At 39.5% G+C, this 16,837-nt stretch carries 13 protein-coding genes; 8 read left to right on the forward strand and 5 right to left on the reverse strand.

The genetic code is table 11. From position 1 onward, the window contains the following. Positions 1–210: 210 nt before the first annotated feature. Positions 211–2,268 carry a methionine--tRNA ligase gene (metG, locus tag MST17_RS03885; protein ID WP_180007517.1) on the reverse strand — a complete coding sequence of 686 codons (2,058 nt, stop codon included), beginning with the start codon at positions 2,266–2,268 and terminating at the stop codon, positions 211–213. 171 nt (positions 2,269–2,439) lie between these two features. Between metG and MST17_RS03890 the strand changes: the two genes are divergently transcribed. Both MST17_RS03890 and MST17_RS03895 read left to right on the forward strand, forming a co-directional pair. Continuing rightward, on the forward strand, positions 2,440–3,234 hold the full coding sequence (locus tag MST17_RS03890; protein ID WP_180007599.1) for a hypothetical protein: 795 nt from the start codon (positions 2,440–2,442) through the stop codon (positions 3,232–3,234). A gap of 242 nt (positions 3,235–3,476) precedes the next feature. Then, complete coding sequence (locus tag MST17_RS03895; protein WP_180025845.1) at positions 3,477–3,875, forward strand: hypothetical protein; 399 nt, start codon at positions 3,477–3,479, stop codon at positions 3,873–3,875. A gap of 49 nt (positions 3,876–3,924) precedes the next feature. Here MST17_RS03895 and MST17_RS03900 read toward each other — a convergent pair whose 3' ends face one another. Further along, complete coding sequence (locus MST17_RS03900) at positions 3,925–4,263, reverse strand: hypothetical protein (protein ID WP_180025844.1); 339 nt, start codon at positions 4,261–4,263, stop codon at positions 3,925–3,927. Between the two features lie 346 nt (positions 4,264–4,609). Here MST17_RS03900 and apbC point away from each other — a divergent pair, with 346 nt between their 5' ends. Continuing rightward, positions 4,610–5,881: an iron-sulfur cluster carrier protein ApbC gene (gene apbC / locus MST17_RS03905; protein WP_180025843.1), complete on the forward strand. Its 1,272-nt coding sequence runs from the start codon at positions 4,610–4,612 to the stop codon at positions 5,879–5,881. Between the two features lie 501 nt (positions 5,882–6,382). On the opposite strand, the gene MST17_RS03910 is transcribed toward apbC, so the two are convergent. Genes MST17_RS03910 through MST17_RS03920 form a run of 3 tightly spaced genes read right to left on the reverse strand, consistent with a single transcriptional unit; the run spans position 6,383 to position 9,871 of the window. Further along, entirely contained in the window at positions 6,383–8,395 is a 2,013-nt protein-coding gene (locus tag MST17_RS03910; protein ID WP_180025842.1) for a TRAP transporter permease, read from the reverse strand. Then, entirely contained in the window at positions 8,392–8,886 is a 495-nt protein-coding gene (locus tag MST17_RS03915) for a DUF1850 domain-containing protein (protein ID WP_227591861.1), read from the reverse strand. Before MST17_RS03915 ends, MST17_RS03910 begins: the two co-directional genes overlap by 4 nt. Further along, on the reverse strand, positions 8,864–9,871 hold the full coding sequence (locus tag MST17_RS03920; RefSeq protein ID WP_168379308.1) for a TAXI family TRAP transporter solute-binding subunit: 1,008 nt from the start codon (positions 9,869–9,871) through the stop codon (positions 8,864–8,866). Before MST17_RS03920 ends, MST17_RS03915 begins: the two co-directional genes overlap by 23 nt. Before the next feature lie 435 nt (positions 9,872–10,306). Here MST17_RS03920 and MST17_RS03925 point away from each other — a divergent pair, with 435 nt between their 5' ends. The 5 genes from MST17_RS03925 (at position 10,307) to MST17_RS03945 (ending at position 16,799) form a co-directional block, all read left to right on the forward strand. Further along, the gene (locus MST17_RS03925) at positions 10,307–10,900 is read left to right on the forward strand and encodes a LysE family translocator (protein WP_078192265.1); all 594 of its coding nucleotides are present in this window, start codon (positions 10,307–10,309) and stop codon (positions 10,898–10,900) included. Positions 10,901–11,012: 112 nt separating this feature from the next. Beyond that, positions 11,013–11,582 carry a dCTP deaminase gene (dcd, locus tag MST17_RS03930; protein WP_005008040.1) on the forward strand — a complete coding sequence of 190 codons (570 nt, stop codon included), beginning with the start codon at positions 11,013–11,015 and terminating at the stop codon, positions 11,580–11,582. A gap of 245 nt (positions 11,583–11,827) precedes the next feature. Next, entirely contained in the window at positions 11,828–13,888 is a 2,061-nt protein-coding gene (locus MST17_RS03935) for a hypothetical protein (RefSeq protein ID WP_180025841.1), read from the forward strand. 10 nt (positions 13,889–13,898) lie between these two features. After that, positions 13,899–14,588 (forward strand): hypothetical protein, encoded by a 690-nt coding sequence (locus MST17_RS03940; protein ID WP_168379306.1) that lies wholly within the window; start codon positions 13,899–13,901, stop codon positions 14,586–14,588. A gap of 30 nt (positions 14,589–14,618) precedes the next feature. Beyond that, positions 14,619–16,799, forward strand: a complete 2,181-nt coding sequence (locus tag MST17_RS03945) for a DUF6160 family protein (protein ID WP_180025840.1) — start codon at positions 14,619–14,621, stop codon at positions 16,797–16,799. The last annotated feature ends 38 nt before the right edge of the window (positions 16,800–16,837 follow it).

The raw sequence follows: 16,837 nt of genomic DNA on the forward strand, positions 1-16,837 counted from the left end.
AACAGAACTAGTCACAGAGCATTGTTTTAGATGGTAGGCGACATGGATGTCGCCGTTCACTTGTGATACATGGACGCACCATCAAGTAAACAAAAGATTTTTTGTTACCTTGCGAAGCAGTGCTTCTCATCTCCTAAAAGGAGAGGGAACTTTTAGGCATAAAAAAAGCCCCTACAACGTAGAGGCTTTTTCCAATCTTAATCTTAAAAGTTAAGACACTTTATCACCAGCTTTAGCACCAGATTCAGGTGAAATTACCCAAACACCTTCGCCATTACCCGCAGCTAAAACCATACCGTTAGAAATACCAAAACGCATCTTACGTGGTGCAAGGTTAGCCACCATCACCACTAATTTGCCTTTTAAGTCTTCAGGTTGGTAGAACTCACGAATACCGCTAAACACGTTACGTGGCTCAGCTTCGCCGACATTTAAGGTCAATTGAAGCAGTTTGTCTGAACCTTCAACGTGAGCAGCTTCTAAAACTTCCGCTACACGTAAGTCAACTTTCATAAAGTCTTCGATACCGATAATTTCAGCTTCGCCAACTTTAAGCTCAGGTTTCTTTTCAGCTTTCTTCTCTTTTTTCTTCTCAGCTTTTGGTGCTTCCGCAGGTGCAGCTAAAGAGTCTTTAGACGCATCAACCATAGCAGCAACAGCTTTTGGATCTACACGCTGCATTAATGGTTGGAATTGAGCAATTTCATGATCCACCAAAATCGTTTTACCAGACGCAAAGTCGAAAGATTCTAATTTTAAGAAGCTTTGAACTTCTGCTGCCAAGGTAGGAAGTACTGGTGCAAGGTAAACAGCCAATTGACGGAATAGGTTAATACCTACTGAACACACGTCATGTACTTGTTGTTCTTCGCCTTCAATTTTCGCTAAAGCCCAAGGCTTTTTCTCGTCGATATATTGGTTGGCTTTGTCAGCAAGCGCCATGATTTCACGGATTGCCGCAGAGAATTCACGTGCTTCATATTGAGCAGCGATTGATGCACCTGCATCAATAAAGCTTTGTACCAATTCAGGCTCTGCACACGTTGCAGAAAGTTTGTTATCAAACTTGGTGTTGATGAATTTCGCACAACGGCTAGCGATGTTTACCACTTTACCAACAAGGTCTGAATTCACTTTTTGAACGAAATCATCAAGGTTCAAGTCAGAATCTTCAACTTTGTCAGAAAGTTTAGACGCGAAGTAGTAACGTAAGTATTCAGGGTTCAAATGCTCAAGATACGTTTCTGCTTTAATGAATGTACCACGAGATTTAGACATCTTCTGACCGTTTACAGTCAAGAAACCATTAACGAATAAGCTTGTTGGGGTACGGTAGTTTGCACCTTCAAGCATTGCAGGCCAGAACAACGCGTGGAAGTAAACGATGTCTTTACCAATGAAGTGATAGACTTCATTTTGAGAATCCTTTTTCCAGTAATCGTCAAAGCTTAGGTCAGGACGTTTGGTCTTGATGTAGTTTTCAAAGCTCGACATATAGCCGATCGGTGCATCTACCCAAACGTAGAAGTATTTGTTTGGCGCATCTGGAATTTCAAAACCGAAGTAAGGTGCATCACGTGAGATGTCCCAGTCAGATAAACCTGCTTCAAACCATTCATCCAATTTGTTGGCAATCGACACAGGTAGACGACCTTCATCACGTGTCCATTTTTGTAGGTATTCACCAAAGTTCGGCAGTTTAAAAAAGTAGTGATCTGAAGATTTCTCTACAGGAGTCGCACCACTTAAAGTCGATTTCGGATTCAACAATTCAGTTGCGTTATAGGTTGTACCGCACACTTCACAAGAGTCGCCGTATTGGTCTTCTGCTTTACATTTTGGGCATGTGCCTTTAATGAAACGGTCAGACAAGAACATCGCTTTTTCAGGGTCAAACAATTGCGTAACAGGGCGTACAGCAATGTTGCCTGCTTCACGGTTCTTAATATAAATCTCAGAAGCGCGTGCTTGGTTTTCAGGGCTGTTGGTTGAGTCGTAATGGTCAAAGTCAACTTTAAAGCCAGCAAAGTCACGCTCATGTTCTTTTTGAACATTGGCAATTTGCTGTTCAGGTGTAATACCGTTTGCTTCCGCACGGAGCATGATCGCTGTGCCGTGAGCATCGTCCGCACATACATAAGTCACGTTATGACCCATTGCACGCATCGCACGTACCCAAATATCTGCTTGGATATAACCGAGTAAATGACCCATATGAATTGGGCCATTCGCGTATGGAAGGGCGTTAGTAACTAAAATATTACGCACGGATATGACTCTCTCATTCGTATTTATGCAATGGGCTGTAATTTTACATGAGATAGCCAGTACTTGCACAAGGGAATAGGTGAAATCTTTGCAAAAGTAAAAAATTCTATATTGCTGACACAATTACAGTGATAATAGGGCATAACTGTGATGCCTAAGAGTAACAAGCCCATGTATGAAGATGACTATGAAGACGATCAGCCAATCACTCGTATTCCTCAAAATGAACAGCGTCATAAATTGGGGCATCACATTATTAAAGATGCGCAGCAATATTTAGAACAGATTTCAGCAGATGAACATGCCTTACTGATTCAAACTCTGCGTCATTTGGCACAAGATGAGCCTTATTTCGATATTTTGGCCGATGAATTAGATCAGCCGGTAGAAATGAAAGTAGCGAATGATGCTTTAAATTTATTGTATTTTTGGCAACTGCTTCATCAACATGAAAATGATGCAGACTTTGATTTTCTGAATGTCATCAATAGCGAGTTTTTCCAAACTGAAATGTTGAAAGCCTTTGATGCTTTGAATATTGGTGAACATAAAGCAGCGCGCCGTCAGGTACTTTTAGATGCGTTTAAACTGTATAAATTAGACATTCATGCAGGCTGTATCCCAGTGTTATATGCACAGCTTGAAGGCATCTTGACAGACGTGCTGATTCAAACGGGTTTCTTAAGTCAAAATGGCACTAAATTTGTCGATGTCTATAAAATTGTACCGGGGCTTAAAGGCAGTGAAATTAAAAGCCTTTGGCACAAATCTAAAATTGCCAATGAGTTAAATCCGTATTTTGCCGAATTGGCGGCCTATCAAATGGATAACAGCTCTACCGTAGCGATGACCCGTCATAATATTTTGCATGGTACCGATGTCGCGCATTTTAATCAGGGACGGAGTTTCATCCTGTTTATTTGGCTGTTTTCCGCAGTGAGCTTTATGAGTACGGTCAGCAAATAAGTTTAATTTCAAGAGATCAATGCATAGGAGTGGCATTGATCTCTTTGCATTACATCATCCTTTAAAATTAAAAGCATAGAGTAAAATCGACCATACATATTTGTATCAAGCCATTGTGAAAATAGGCAATCACATGGCGTTTTCCTGTGGTTGATTTGTTTCTAAATGCGTCTATTTCAGGTATCTGCTTCAAATCGCGTTATAACTATTGTTAGACAATAACTGAGAATAGGGTGAGCGAGATGACAACAGAAAGCACATTAAATGATTTAAAAAATAAAGCATCAGAACTCGGTGATGACATACAACTCAAGGCCAAAGAGGCGCAACTAGAAGGCGAAAAAGCACTCGATGGTGCAAAGCATAAAGTTGAAGAGCTCAAGCTTGAGGGTGAAAAAGCCTTAAATGAGGCCAAACATGAACATGCAGAACAGCATGCAGAAACCAAAGACCGTCTAGAGCAGTTAAAAGCAGAAGCGAGTCATAAATTTGATGAAGCCAAAGTCAAAGCAGCCGAACTTAAACATGAGGCTGTCGAAAAATTTGATGAACTAAAAGTGCAGGCGACAGAGAAATTTGACGAGTTAAAAAAGAAAGCCACTGACACACTGCATAAGTTTAAAAAAGATGACCAAGCTTAATTAGGTTTGATGAAAAAAGCCGTTCTATAAAGAGCGGCTTTTTTAGGATTCATTGTTTTAATCCATCTAAATTTTCAGTCTTAATATTTTTGACTTGATCATCGACTATGGTAATCACATAGCGCATATTGGCAATTTCATAGGTGTAATCTACCGCTAGTTTCGCAGGCAGATTTTTCTCTTGCAGCGGATAAGACACCATTTTCATCGGAGAAGCTTGCATACGCGAGCGCATGAGATCGATGCTATCACCAATCGCTACAGTTTGTCGGTCAGGTGTTTGAATGGCTTCAGTCGCAATTTCTGCATAGGCTGCTGAAGTCAGGAGCATCAAGGCACATAAAGTCGTTTTATAAATATTCTTCTTATAGATAGTCTTCGGATACATCGTCATCCCCATTTTAAAAACTAAAAAGCACAAAATGTGCCTTTAGATTGCACATCCATCGCTATGATTATTCTGTTGAAACGACTGAAATATAAACTGAAATTACGCTGTAAAAGTATGGTTGATATGTAATCAATTCAAATTTAATGGCTTTGGTTTAGCCGCATAGATCAACTACACGGGCATTTTAAGTGGCGCACGCTAGAAAAATTGTTTGAAAGCTGACTAAATTACTCAACTTTATAAGCTTATAGGGATAAGTCATTCATCTCCCTCTTACTCTGTGGCAAATGAACAGGTAAACTATCGCTATTATCTTTTGATTTTCCTGTTTGGAGACAACATAATGTCGTGGCTTTCTTCTCTAAAATCTGTGTTTTCACCCTCCCAAGAGGTGAAAGAAGAGGAAATCCAACAGGTTTTACAAAACTATGTACTTCCCAATTCAAATAATGCCTTAAAAGACCGTATTTCACAGGTCAATGTGCAAGGTCAGATCTTACAGATTACGATTAACACCTTTCCTTCAGAAGCTAATGACTTACAAAAAATTCATGATGATTTGGCTGATGCGTTGGAAAAATGCGGTATTAATGAGCTGAATATGCATGTGATTCAACAAAAAACAGGGCATAAATCTGAAGGTGGTTGTGGTCACCATCATGCAGAAGGCGAAAGCTGTTCTAGCCATGAAAAAGCTGAAAGTTCAGCAGCAAAAAGTCAGTTACCTCCAGTTGTGGATGCGTCTGCGAAAACACCTGAAGCACCTGCTGAAGTTGATCCGAATAATCCGCCGATTCAAAAAGCGGCTCCACAACAGCGTGATGTACCGAAACATCAACGCATTAAAAATGTCATTTTGGTGTCATCTGGTAAAGGCGGTGTGGGTAAATCGACCACCACTGTGAACTTGGCGCTCGCATTACAACAGCTGGGTTTAAAGGTTGGGGTATTAGATGCAGACATCTATGGTCCAAGTATTCCAACGATGCTCGGCAATGCAGGCCGTACGCCTATGATTGAAGCTGAACAATTTGTACCAATTGAAGCTTATGGTTTGGCAGTCTTATCGATTGGCCATTTAACAGGTGATAACAATACCCCTGTGGCTTGGCGTGGGCCGAAAGCGACGGGGGCGTTAATGCAGCTCTTTAACCAAACTTTATGGCCTGATCTGGATGTATTGGTCATTGATATGCCACCAGGCACAGGTGATATCCAGTTGACGCTTGCACAGCGTATACCGGTGACAGGTGCTGTGATTGTGACGACACCACAAAATGTTGCATTAATGGATGCGACCAAAGGCATTGAGTTGTTTAATCGTGTACATATTCCCGTGATGGGCGTGGTTGAAAATATGTCGACTCACATCTGTTCGAACTGTGGGCATGAAGAGCAAATCTTTGGTACAGGTGGTGGCGACCAACTTTCAGCCCAATACGACATTCCGCTCTTAGGTCGTTTACCGCTGAATGTACAAATTCGTGAAAATGCCGATGCAGGGAAACCATCTGTGATAGCAGGTGATGATGCTGCTGAAAGCTACATGGCGATTGCACAAAAAGTTGCAGATGCGTTACCTCAGGCTGAAAAAGATAAAAACCGTATTTTCTAAGGGTGAACTGAAATTTAAGTTGATCGTATTAAAATCTGGCCTCGTGCCAGATTTTTTATAACGTGGTATTGGGAGTGTTTGAAAATTATGAGTACTGAACTTTAGACATTCAACGATGTCTATGAATTACACATCTAAAAAACGATTTGCACAATTTCTTATTTTTCCTGCGATTATAAGCCGTCTGCCAAGGATAAAATTCTTGAGGCATATCAAAGGATGTCGCGTTTGTACTTAGTTTTTACAAAATAGCTTTCACGATATTTCTATTATTTTGGCTAGGATCAATTCTTTGAACGGCAGTAACTGTACAAACGCATTGTGTCTTAGATTTTTTGCCAAATGTCCTCTGTTACAAGGGGCTTAGCATTGAAAAAATATAGAGGAACAAATAATTTTAAATATTATTTGAAGTCATTAAAACCCACCCATCAAATGAGGGTACGCCTTAGTCTAAGAAATTAAAAAGCCCGGTAATTACCGGGCTTTTTAATTGGTTTTTTAGGAGGAAAGAGACGGGTTTGCTTTACGTTTAGCAGTGATAATATTCACCGTAATTGCGATGATGACCATGATAATGCCTACAATATCTGTAATGGTTTCTGGAATAATCATACACAGCGCACCCACACCTAAAAAAATACGCCAGAACCAGTTGAGATAAGTCTTGAAATAACCTTCAACTGCGGAGCCTAAAGCGAGAATTCCTATCACTGAAGTGACAGTAATACTCGCTATAGTTGTCCATGCAGGAAAGGCAAATTCTCGAGCATTGACTGCAACATTGGTGGTATCAATCATCAGCATGGCAGGGTTATAAACGAATAAAAATGGGACAATAAAACCAGCAAGAGAGAGTTTTAAGGCCTGAAACCCAGTGCGCATTGGATCACCGCCTGCAATTCCTGCGCCCGCAAAGGCGGCAAGGGCAACTGGTGGGGTGATGTTTGCAAATAAACCAAAATAGAACACAAACATATGCGCGACTAATACAGGGATATCAAAGTTTGCGAGTGCTGGTGCTGCCATGGTGGCAGTAATGATATAGGCCGGAATAGATGGAAGCCCCATGCCTAAAATCATCGATGCAATCATGGTTAAAAATAAAGTGAGAAAGAGACTACCTGCACCTAAACTCATAATTGAAGAAGTCATTACTGAACCAAAACTTGTCAGACTTACTACGCCGATAATAATACCAACGACAGCACAAGCAGCCATCACAGATAATGATTGTTTGGCTCCATCAACGAGCGCATCTAAAATATCTTTTACACCCATTCGTGTTGATTTTCTTAAAGCTGCTACAAAGATGCTCAGGACGATGGTGTAGACAGCAGCATAGCTCACAGGAATATTTTGAAATAAGAAAAAGACCAGTGCCAAAATTGGAATAAGTAAATGTCCACGCTCTTTTAGAACTTCTTTTACTTTAGGTAAATCAGCTTTAGGTACGCCTTTCAGATCATCTTTACCCGCACGGAAATGAACTTGAGCCATGACGCCAAGGTAATACAATAAAGCAGGTAATAATGCGGCTAGTGCAATCGTGCCATAACTCACGCCAGTTGTTTCGGCCATAATGAAGGCACTCGCACCCATGACTGGCGGCAAAATTTGTCCACCGACGGATGCACTGGCTTCAACGGCACCAGCAAAATTCTTGTGATAACCAATTTTTTTCATCAATGGAATGGTAAATGAGCCTGTGCCAACAACATTGGCAACAGCAGTTCCATTAATACTGCCCATAAATCCACTTGAAATTACAGCAACTTTGGCAGGACCACCTTGTTTATGACCCGCCAATGCCATGGCAAGATCATTGAACAATTTCCCCATACCTGATTTTGCAAGAAAAGCACCAAAAAGGATAAATAAGAAAATAAAAGTGACGGATGCACCAATTGCCGAAGAATATAAGCCTTCGGTTTTTAAATACATATGTCCGAAAATGTCGCTGATGGTATAAGGGCGAGTAATTAATCGATCTGGCAACCAATCAAAGTGACTGATAAATGTATAGGTCAGGAAAATTAAACTTAAAATGGGCAGCATCCACCCCATGACCCGGCGAGTTGCTTCTATGACTAATACCACACTCATAATTGCAAACGCGATATCTAAGGTATTTGGAATACCACCTCGAGTGGTCATAATAGATTGATATTCTTTCCATAAATATAAAAAACTGAAGATGGAAAGCAAAGCCAAGAACCAATCGAGAAGTGAAATATGCTGCCGGGAGCTTGCTTGACGAGCTGGATAGAGTAAGAAAATGAGTGCTAGGCCAATAGCGACATGGGCTGCACGCTGTATTAACTCAGGTAAAGGATTAAACGTAATAAATAAATGAAATAATGAATAAAAGATCGCTACAAATGCAACAAAGTAGGTAACAGATTTGCTCATATTGATTCGAGTAACAGATTCCCGATCAAATTTTTCTAATATGGCTTGTTGTTGTTTCTCATCGAGTTGTTCTAATACAACTTTATCTTCTTTGGAATTCATAGGCATTCTCCAATCCACCAAGACTTCCATTTGGGTTGATATTGAACCGAGATGTTGACCAAACTATAGTCTGGGTAACTTTGAAAAATAGACCAAATTTTTTGGTCAGCGAGGATCGTGCCTTGCATATTTCTAGAAATCACCCAGTTGATTTCATCTATATTTTGATTGACCCGCATTCTAATCACACCATTTTTTTGAAACTCAATGGGATAATTTGAGGGTGTACCTGCACCAAATGAAATCAAATCGGTGTGGCGCAGTAAAAACTTATTCTTTTGACGCTGATATTGTTCAGACCAAGCCGTCTTTTCTACTGAATGCTTCCACTGTAAATCAAATTGATCAGTTGAAATTTTGCATATATCAGTTTCAACTCTAACCTGCGTATACAGTGTTGGATAGCTAGCATAGATTAAGAAGAACAATATAAAAAATGCAGTATAAACTGCATTTTTTTGAAGCTTATTATTTTTTAGCCACTTCATCATAGTAGCGTTTCGCGCCTGGATGTAGAGGCGCTACAAGGCCTTGTTGAGCACCTTCAAGCGTGATTTCTGTTGCTGCTTGGTGTGAAGTTGCCAATTGAGGCAAACTGTCAAAGAAAGTTTTTGTTAGTTTGTAGACATCATCATCCGATATATCAGTGCGAACAACTAATGCATTTTTAATTGCGGCAGTTTGAATGTCCGCAGTATTGCCATATGTGCCTTTTGGAATAATCATCGGTAAGAAATAACTTTGATCTTTAGCTATTTCTTTGACTTTATCTGCATTGATTGAAACTAACTGTAGATCAAAGCTTTGTTGAAGTTCCATGAGTGATGAGTTTGGAATGCCACTGGTCAGGAATGCTGCATCAAGCTTGCCACCTTTTAAAGCATCAGCGGCTTCAGCATAGCCCAAATAATCAACTTTAATATCTTTATAGGTGATTCCAAAACCATTCAACAGTGTACGTGCATTTACTTCTACACCTGAATTTTGTGCACCTACAGCGATACGTTTACCTTTCAAATCTTCGATATTTTTGATCCCTGATTTTTTAGAGGTTACGATTTGTACGTAGTTGGGATAAAGCGCTGCGACTTGGCTGACATTCTCAACTTTACCATTTGCGAAACTTCCTGTTCCGTTCAGTGCTTCTGTTAAGCTGTCACTCATAACAAATGCCATTTCAACTTTATTCTGTTTCAGAAGGTTTAAGTTTTCGACTGATGCACCTGTAGTCTGAGTCTTAGAATTTACACCAAAAGTTTTGTTATAAATTTCTGCAAGACTCGTCCCAATCACATTGTAAGGTCCTGATGCTCCGCCAGTTGCAATGGTTACGAACTTGGTTTGAAGTTTGTCAGATGTAGCAGTTTCTGCGCTTTTTCCTTCCGTGGTATTTTTTGAAGTAGATTGATCATTTGAGCAAGCAGTAATACACGCCAAAGTAACCGAGAGTAACGTGAGTTTTGTCCATTGGTTCATAGAAACGTCCTTTTACACATAAATTTTGAATATTGATTTGATGAGTTTTAATTTTAATTTCCACTACTCAATTGAACATAACTTAATCAATTATTTTTGAAAAGTATTTTTTTTTATTTTTTAGTCTCCAATAAATAATGGTTATGCGTAAGAATGGCATGGAGCTATATCGTTTATTTTAATAATATTTTGTTACGTGTAAAAACTGTAGGGTATACATGGAATCATGTGAAATTTCTTTTATAAATATAAGTTCAAGATATTTCTTTGAATTGTAAGGTGCTCTAAATGACTGTTCAGCTAAGGTTTTGTTTTTCTATTTAAGTTACTGAATTTATAATTAAATAAGGAGTTTTTTATAAGCATTTCTATTTTTTATTTTGCTAATACGAAACAACTGAATTAATCTTCGCGGATTAAGTTTGAGGTCAAAGTATGATTTCATGGTTTTTTATTGGTCTAGTTATCAGTATTTTGTTAACGCCGGGACCAACCAATACGCTACTCGCATCTTCGGGTATTCAAGTTGGGCTACGTAAATCATTCCGACTCATTCCAGCGGAAGCCTTTGGTTATCTTATTTCGATTAGCCTATGGGGTTTTCTCATTGGTAAAATTTCCGTACATCTGCCTTTACTGCCGACCATTTTAAAACTGTTTAGTGCTGGCTATATTCTATTTTTGGCTATGCGATTATGGCGTACAGCAACTGTTGCTGAAAATTTTAATCAAAAGGGCATTCGTGCACGCGAACTCTTTGTTGCGACGTTATTAAACCCCAAAGCATTATTATTCGCATCTGCGATTTTTCCTGCATTGGCTTGGCAAAATGCGCAGTATTATGTAGCTCACATGCTGATCTTTTTGTTGTTGATCGTTCCTATTGCATTTTTTTGGACCTTCCTTGGTTCAGTTTTGGCATCGAATAAAATTAGTTGGCTCAATCAAGCCAATTTACAACGAACAGCATCGCTAGTCTTGGTTAGTTTTTCGATACCACTGAGTTATTCTGCGATTTTAAAACTTTAAATTGATTTGAAAATGACTAAATCCGCTTAGTTCGGCAAAGCTTATTTTCATTAAGTTGGATTTCAGTTAAAGTACCACGCAATAATTGATTTAAGTTTTTGGATAGAGATAAATGGCTATTAAGTCTGATCGTTGGATTCGCGAAATGAGCGAAAAACACGGCATGATTGAACCGTATGCAGAAAACCAAGTCCGTTATGATGAAAATGGCGAAAAGCTTATTTCGTATGGCGTGTCGAGCTATGGTTATGACGTGCGCTGTGCTCGTGAATTTAAAGTCTTTACCAATGTTCATTCAGCAATTGTTGACCCTAAAAACTTTGACGATAAAAGCTTTATTGATATCGAATCAGACGTTTGTATCATTCCGCCAAACTCGTTTGCACTAGCACGTACAGTCGAATATTTCCGTATTCCACGTAATGTGTTAACCGTTTGTTTGGGTAAATCAACCTATGCTCGCTGCGGTATTATTGTCAATGTGACGCCTCTTGAACCAGAGTGGGAAGGTCACGTGACTTTAGAATTTTCGAATACAACCAACTTGCCTGCACGTATTTACGCGGGTGAAGGTGTCGCACAAATGTTGTTCTTTGAATCAGACGAAGTGTGTGAAACCTCTTATAAAGACCGTGGTGGTAAATACCAAGGTCAAACCGGTGTGACTTTACCGAAAGCTTAATCCTTCGGATTTAGTTTAAAAAAAGCGGGCGAATTAGCCCGCTTTTTTGTTGGGTCATTCATCGGAAAATAGACCATTCGGTGGGGAAGTTTTTGCAATTGAGTAATTATTCAGCATAATAAAAAGTTAAGTGACTGGTCTATCACAAGTCTCCATTTAAGGAATAAATGGACAATAACATCAAAGCCAGTTCTCAGGAATAAATATAAGAGAGATGCAGAGCATCTGATAAAAGGAAGGTCGAGATGACTCAATTCACCCAGGCTAAGTTATTCCGCCAGAGTTGCTTAGCAGCCGCAGTCAGCATGTTTGCTGCACCATCTGTTTATGCGCTTCAAGATTTATCAGATGAAGCACTTTCAGCCACAACAGGTGAAGGTGTTGCACTCACTTTAGAAAATTTCAAAATGGTCTTTCAAGGGCCAAATGACCGTTCTACGGCTTCTAGTTATGCGTCTGGTATGGTTGATCCAGGGAAAAGCGATACAGGTTTTATTCGGATTATTCCTACAGGTGAAAACTATGAACAATTAGGCCAGCGTGCTTACGATAAAATCTATAAAGCTGCATATGTTGATGCCTATCAGCAAGGCCGAGTTACGGGCTATAACGGTGTTTATGACTCCACTTTCTTAAGTTCTAAAAGCACCTATGAGACCAATAATGCTACACGAGTAACCAATGAAACCATCGCAACATATTCAACAGAATATCGTGGCCGATTAGTACAGTCTTATCTTGAATCACCAACGATGAAGGCATATTACGATCAGCGTTATGCAGATTATTATGATGGTTCATCGTCTGGTTTGAAATTAGAAGATGATGGTACAACGAAAGAATCAATTACACCGTGGTTAAAAGAAAAGTCTCAAGCTGCTGCTTTAAAAAATACCTATGAAATGATTGAGTTACTATACGGTAACAATAGTACGGGTAATTTACCTGCTGGGTCTACGTTTTATAAAAATTATGTCTCAGGAAAAATTACACGTTCAAATCTTATTGATCCAACAAAAGATGCTCAGTTAAATGCCAAAGCTGCAGAAACCCTCAATCAGTTGGCAACGGACTATGCCAAGCTTGAAGCTCAAAAGGCGAGTGATTCAGCATTAGCAACGGTGAAAAAAAATGCTGAAATTACAGCAAAACAAATTGCCTCGACTGCGACCGTATCGAGCCTCAGATCGAAAGCAGATGTATTTATATATGGCTTAGCCCTGTCCAATAGCAAAGATAAAAATGGAAAAAGTTCATTAGCAACGCGCTATACAGACCAAGGATTTAATTGGGGTACAGCAGAAAACCCATGGCTTTTCCATGCGGGTAATCAAGATGTTGAACAATTTGCGAAAGATAATAAGGGGAATGTTGGTTACTTAGCGATTGAGGCACCATTAAAGAAAATTGCGGCAGATGATGCATCTAACAACATCAAGCTTGGTTTGTGGATGGATGTATTTTCACGGTCGTTGAATTCAAGCAATGTCGTCGATCCGATTACCGGTGCGCCGACTAGCGGCTTAGATAAAGACTATCGTTTACGTACTCAAATTGTTGCGAATGGCCTGAGTTTTAATGGATCACAAGTTCGAATTTTTCAAACCCTAAAATCTACAAATACAAATTACAACCAAACCTTAGGTTTAGCCAGTTTAATTCGTATTAATACCAATGATCGTGCTGAGTCACTGAGTATCAATGATGGAGATTTGGATGCTCGCGGCATGCGTATCAGTACAGCTGCACGCCCTGAATTGGATGATGGAACAGCAGCGACACCAGCGATGGATCGATCTGCAGCTCCAATCTTTCATGAAACTGAAGGTCTATATTTATATAGCCCAAATATCAATTTAGTTTTAGGAAATATGTATCAGCCCTTTATTGTGGGTTCAGAAGGTCGAAATATTATTTTGGAAGTGACACGTATTCCAAATGTACCTTCTATTTACAGTAAAATTTATACTTACTATACGGATATCGCTGGTAATACCACAGGTACATCGGGTTTAAATGCCTCAGACTTTAAAGGATCAACCTGTAACGTCTATAGTTGTGGCACGGAGTTAAAAGCAAACTCTTCAGATGCGACAGCACTATATCAAGGACGTAATGCAACACACAGTAGCATTGCGATCGGTACAGTAGAGCGCTTGCCTGGTAATCTGTTGAATGCAAAAAGTACGGATACTGCGACAGGTGTGGTGTTTAAAGGTGTCAATGGACAAAGCACGAATTTAGGATCTGTTGCCATAGATGGCGTATTGATTCAGCACTTAAAAATAAGAACAACAGGGCTGTAGGAGAAATCACATGTATAAAATTTTATGCGCTGTTGTTTGTGCTGCACTGACACAAACTCATGCAGGTTTAGTGTCTATGGATAATAGGGAACTTACCGCTGCAACCGGTCAAGGCGGTGCAGATCTCAGTTGGACACTTTCCTTAAATCATCAATATGCCAATGATATGTCAAAAAACAACATATCAATCATGGATGCGAATGGTAAAACAACGCAAGCATTTTATGGATATCAATGTTCATCCAATGAGTTTTGTCGCTTAGCACTTGCGCCCAATAATCATGTGGATGCAAATGGTAATAAGAAATGGTTGGTGTTTAAACAGTTTCAAGGAACGTTACAGATCGATCAATTTTCACTAGATGGTGTGACGATTATCAATCGTGAAGGTAATCCACAAACGGCTATGCAGTTGACATTTTATGATGATAAGCCATTAAAAATTAGGAATTTAGGCTTTGCTACGTTGGCGGTGGAAACAGGTACGACAGGTAAGGAAGGTTACGAGAATACCAGTACTTATACGACCTATACCGAAAAGAAAGCTGATGGAACAACTTCAACTTTAGCTGTGCCTGATTTTGATCGTGGTTCAGAACAAGGATTTATGGGTGTTAATGTGCATGGCAACATGCACATGAGTGGAAAGTTAAACATCTTCAGTTTTAACTGCACTGGAAATGGTGCAGGTCGCTGTTAATCAGCTGTGACTGAATATAAGGATATAGTGATGAAAAAAATAACAACTTTGACGGCACTCGCAACCAGTATTTTACTTGCTCAACACACCTATGCTTTTGAAGCAATGACCGACGAAAGCTTGGGTGCAGTTACTGGCCAAGATGGTATTTCGATTACCCATGAAGTTTCTAGAGTCAAAGTCGATCAATTAAATTGGGTTGACCCAACCGACCAAAATAAGATGAAAATGGGTTTGCACAATGTGCAAATAGATGGCGTTGGGCAAAGCACCATTACATCAAAATTAGATTTTGATGTTGGGACTACGGATGCTGGTGTAGGCATGCGTATAGCTGCGAGTGTCAGCCCATTTACGGCTGTTGCACAAAATATTATGTTGCTGTGTCAAGGAACAACGTGCCAAACGCCTACACAAAATTTAGGTTCACTTACGATTGCAACATCTTCACCTTTAAAAGTATTACTTGAAACCAGCAATGGTCTATTTAACCGTAATGATACGGCGTATATGGAATTTCAATTGCAAAATGCCAGTATTAGTCATGGGATGAATGGATATAGCGTAACCTTAAAGGACTTTAACTTTAACTTTGCTGGTTCAGGTTATATGTATGTTGCAGCTGATGAAGGCATTGTTCTCACCACAAAATCCACAGGGAGCAAAGATCATACGGTCAATTTGGGGCGGGTCAAGGACACATCAGATGTGCATAGCTCACGTAGCGATGCCACAAACCCCGGCGTTAATATCGATTTACGATACGGTACCGATGGTGGTGCACAGCGGAATTTAATTCGTATGGGAGCATCGGGTGCTGTCACTAATGCACGAGTGGCCTTAAACGCCAATCAAGAAGGAATCAAAGATTTTGGTCTAGCAACGAAAGCTTCAGGATATGAGTCTGTTGGTTCAGGTGGTTTACATTTAGGAGTGCGCGCGGATTTTACTTCAAAGGATGATCCGAGTCTTGTTGCAGGTCAAGCACCGACAACCTTAGAAATTGGCCATACGGGTATTGGTAGTTATGCCATTGAATTTTCTAATTTAACGTCTTTAGTTGCTGATAAAAATGCCTATATTGATTTTGGCGATATTTATATCAATACCATTCAAGCCAAAAGCCTTGATTTTCTGGTAAATGATAAATTAAAAGCGACATTAGGCTTAACCAATAATGTTTTAACCCAGAATCTGTCAAATCAAACGGCGGGTGGAAATTTTGCACTTGTGGCGATTCGTGGTATGGATTTTCAGTCCATCGCGCGTACCGCACGATTTATTTCTGATAACTCAATTGCTGCAATTGCAAGTAATGACAACAGTTGGGGGATTGGTATCCCGATTTATAATATGAATGCCAATGTTGCATTATCAGAGAAAAAATACAGTTATAAAAATGCGGCTGAAAAATCAGGTATTGGCTATAACCTTGTAATGAGCACAGATGGTTATGGTGTTGATAAAAAAACAGGAACACCAAGTACAACTTCCATTATTTTGATTGATGGTAAAAAAGGTATTAATGGTCAAGAAGTCAATTATTATGCAGGCTTACGAAACATCAATGCCCTTATTCAATCTGATGGTGTGATTGGTTATGAAAATGACGGTATCTATGTACGTGCAGATAATTTATTGATTGCAGCCAATGCCGAGTTAGCGATTGGTCAACTTCCGGGTTCAACCTATAACTGTGCGACTACAGCTTCTGTCAAATGTGGGACAACAGTACCTTTAGATAATTTCTCTAAACGTGATGATGTGTTGACGAATATTGCGTTTAAGCTCGATGGTAAGGGGGAGCTATTTATAGTACCGGGTCTAAATGACAGTGCAGAAAATAATTATTTGTCTTTCCGTGGAAGCTTTGAATTTAAAGCCTTAACAGATGCTGAAAAGAAAGATCAAAAAGTTATGGGAAGCTATTTAAGTTTGATGAATGAAGATGTAAATGCCAGCGGTGTCGTTTCAGCTTCAAGTATCAATATTAATAAAATGCAGGGTGATCTAGGTTTTGATGCTCGAATTAAAATGAAACAAGATTCGGTAGAGTTTGATAATCAGGTGAAATTCAATCCAACCAATAATATGTCTAAAGCGTTTCGTGCAGAAGTATCGATGTTAACAAATGGCAATATGCAAAAGATGGCGGATATAGCCCTAACCGGTGGAACAATGCGAAGCACCATGGGGATTACTCCACGCTAATAATATTAAATCAATAACAAATAAATAAAATAACGAAC

It is taken from the genome of Acinetobacter sp. YH16056_T, from assembly GCF_024605895.1.
GTDB lineage: Bacteria > Pseudomonadota > Gammaproteobacteria > Pseudomonadales > Moraxellaceae > Acinetobacter > Acinetobacter amyesii.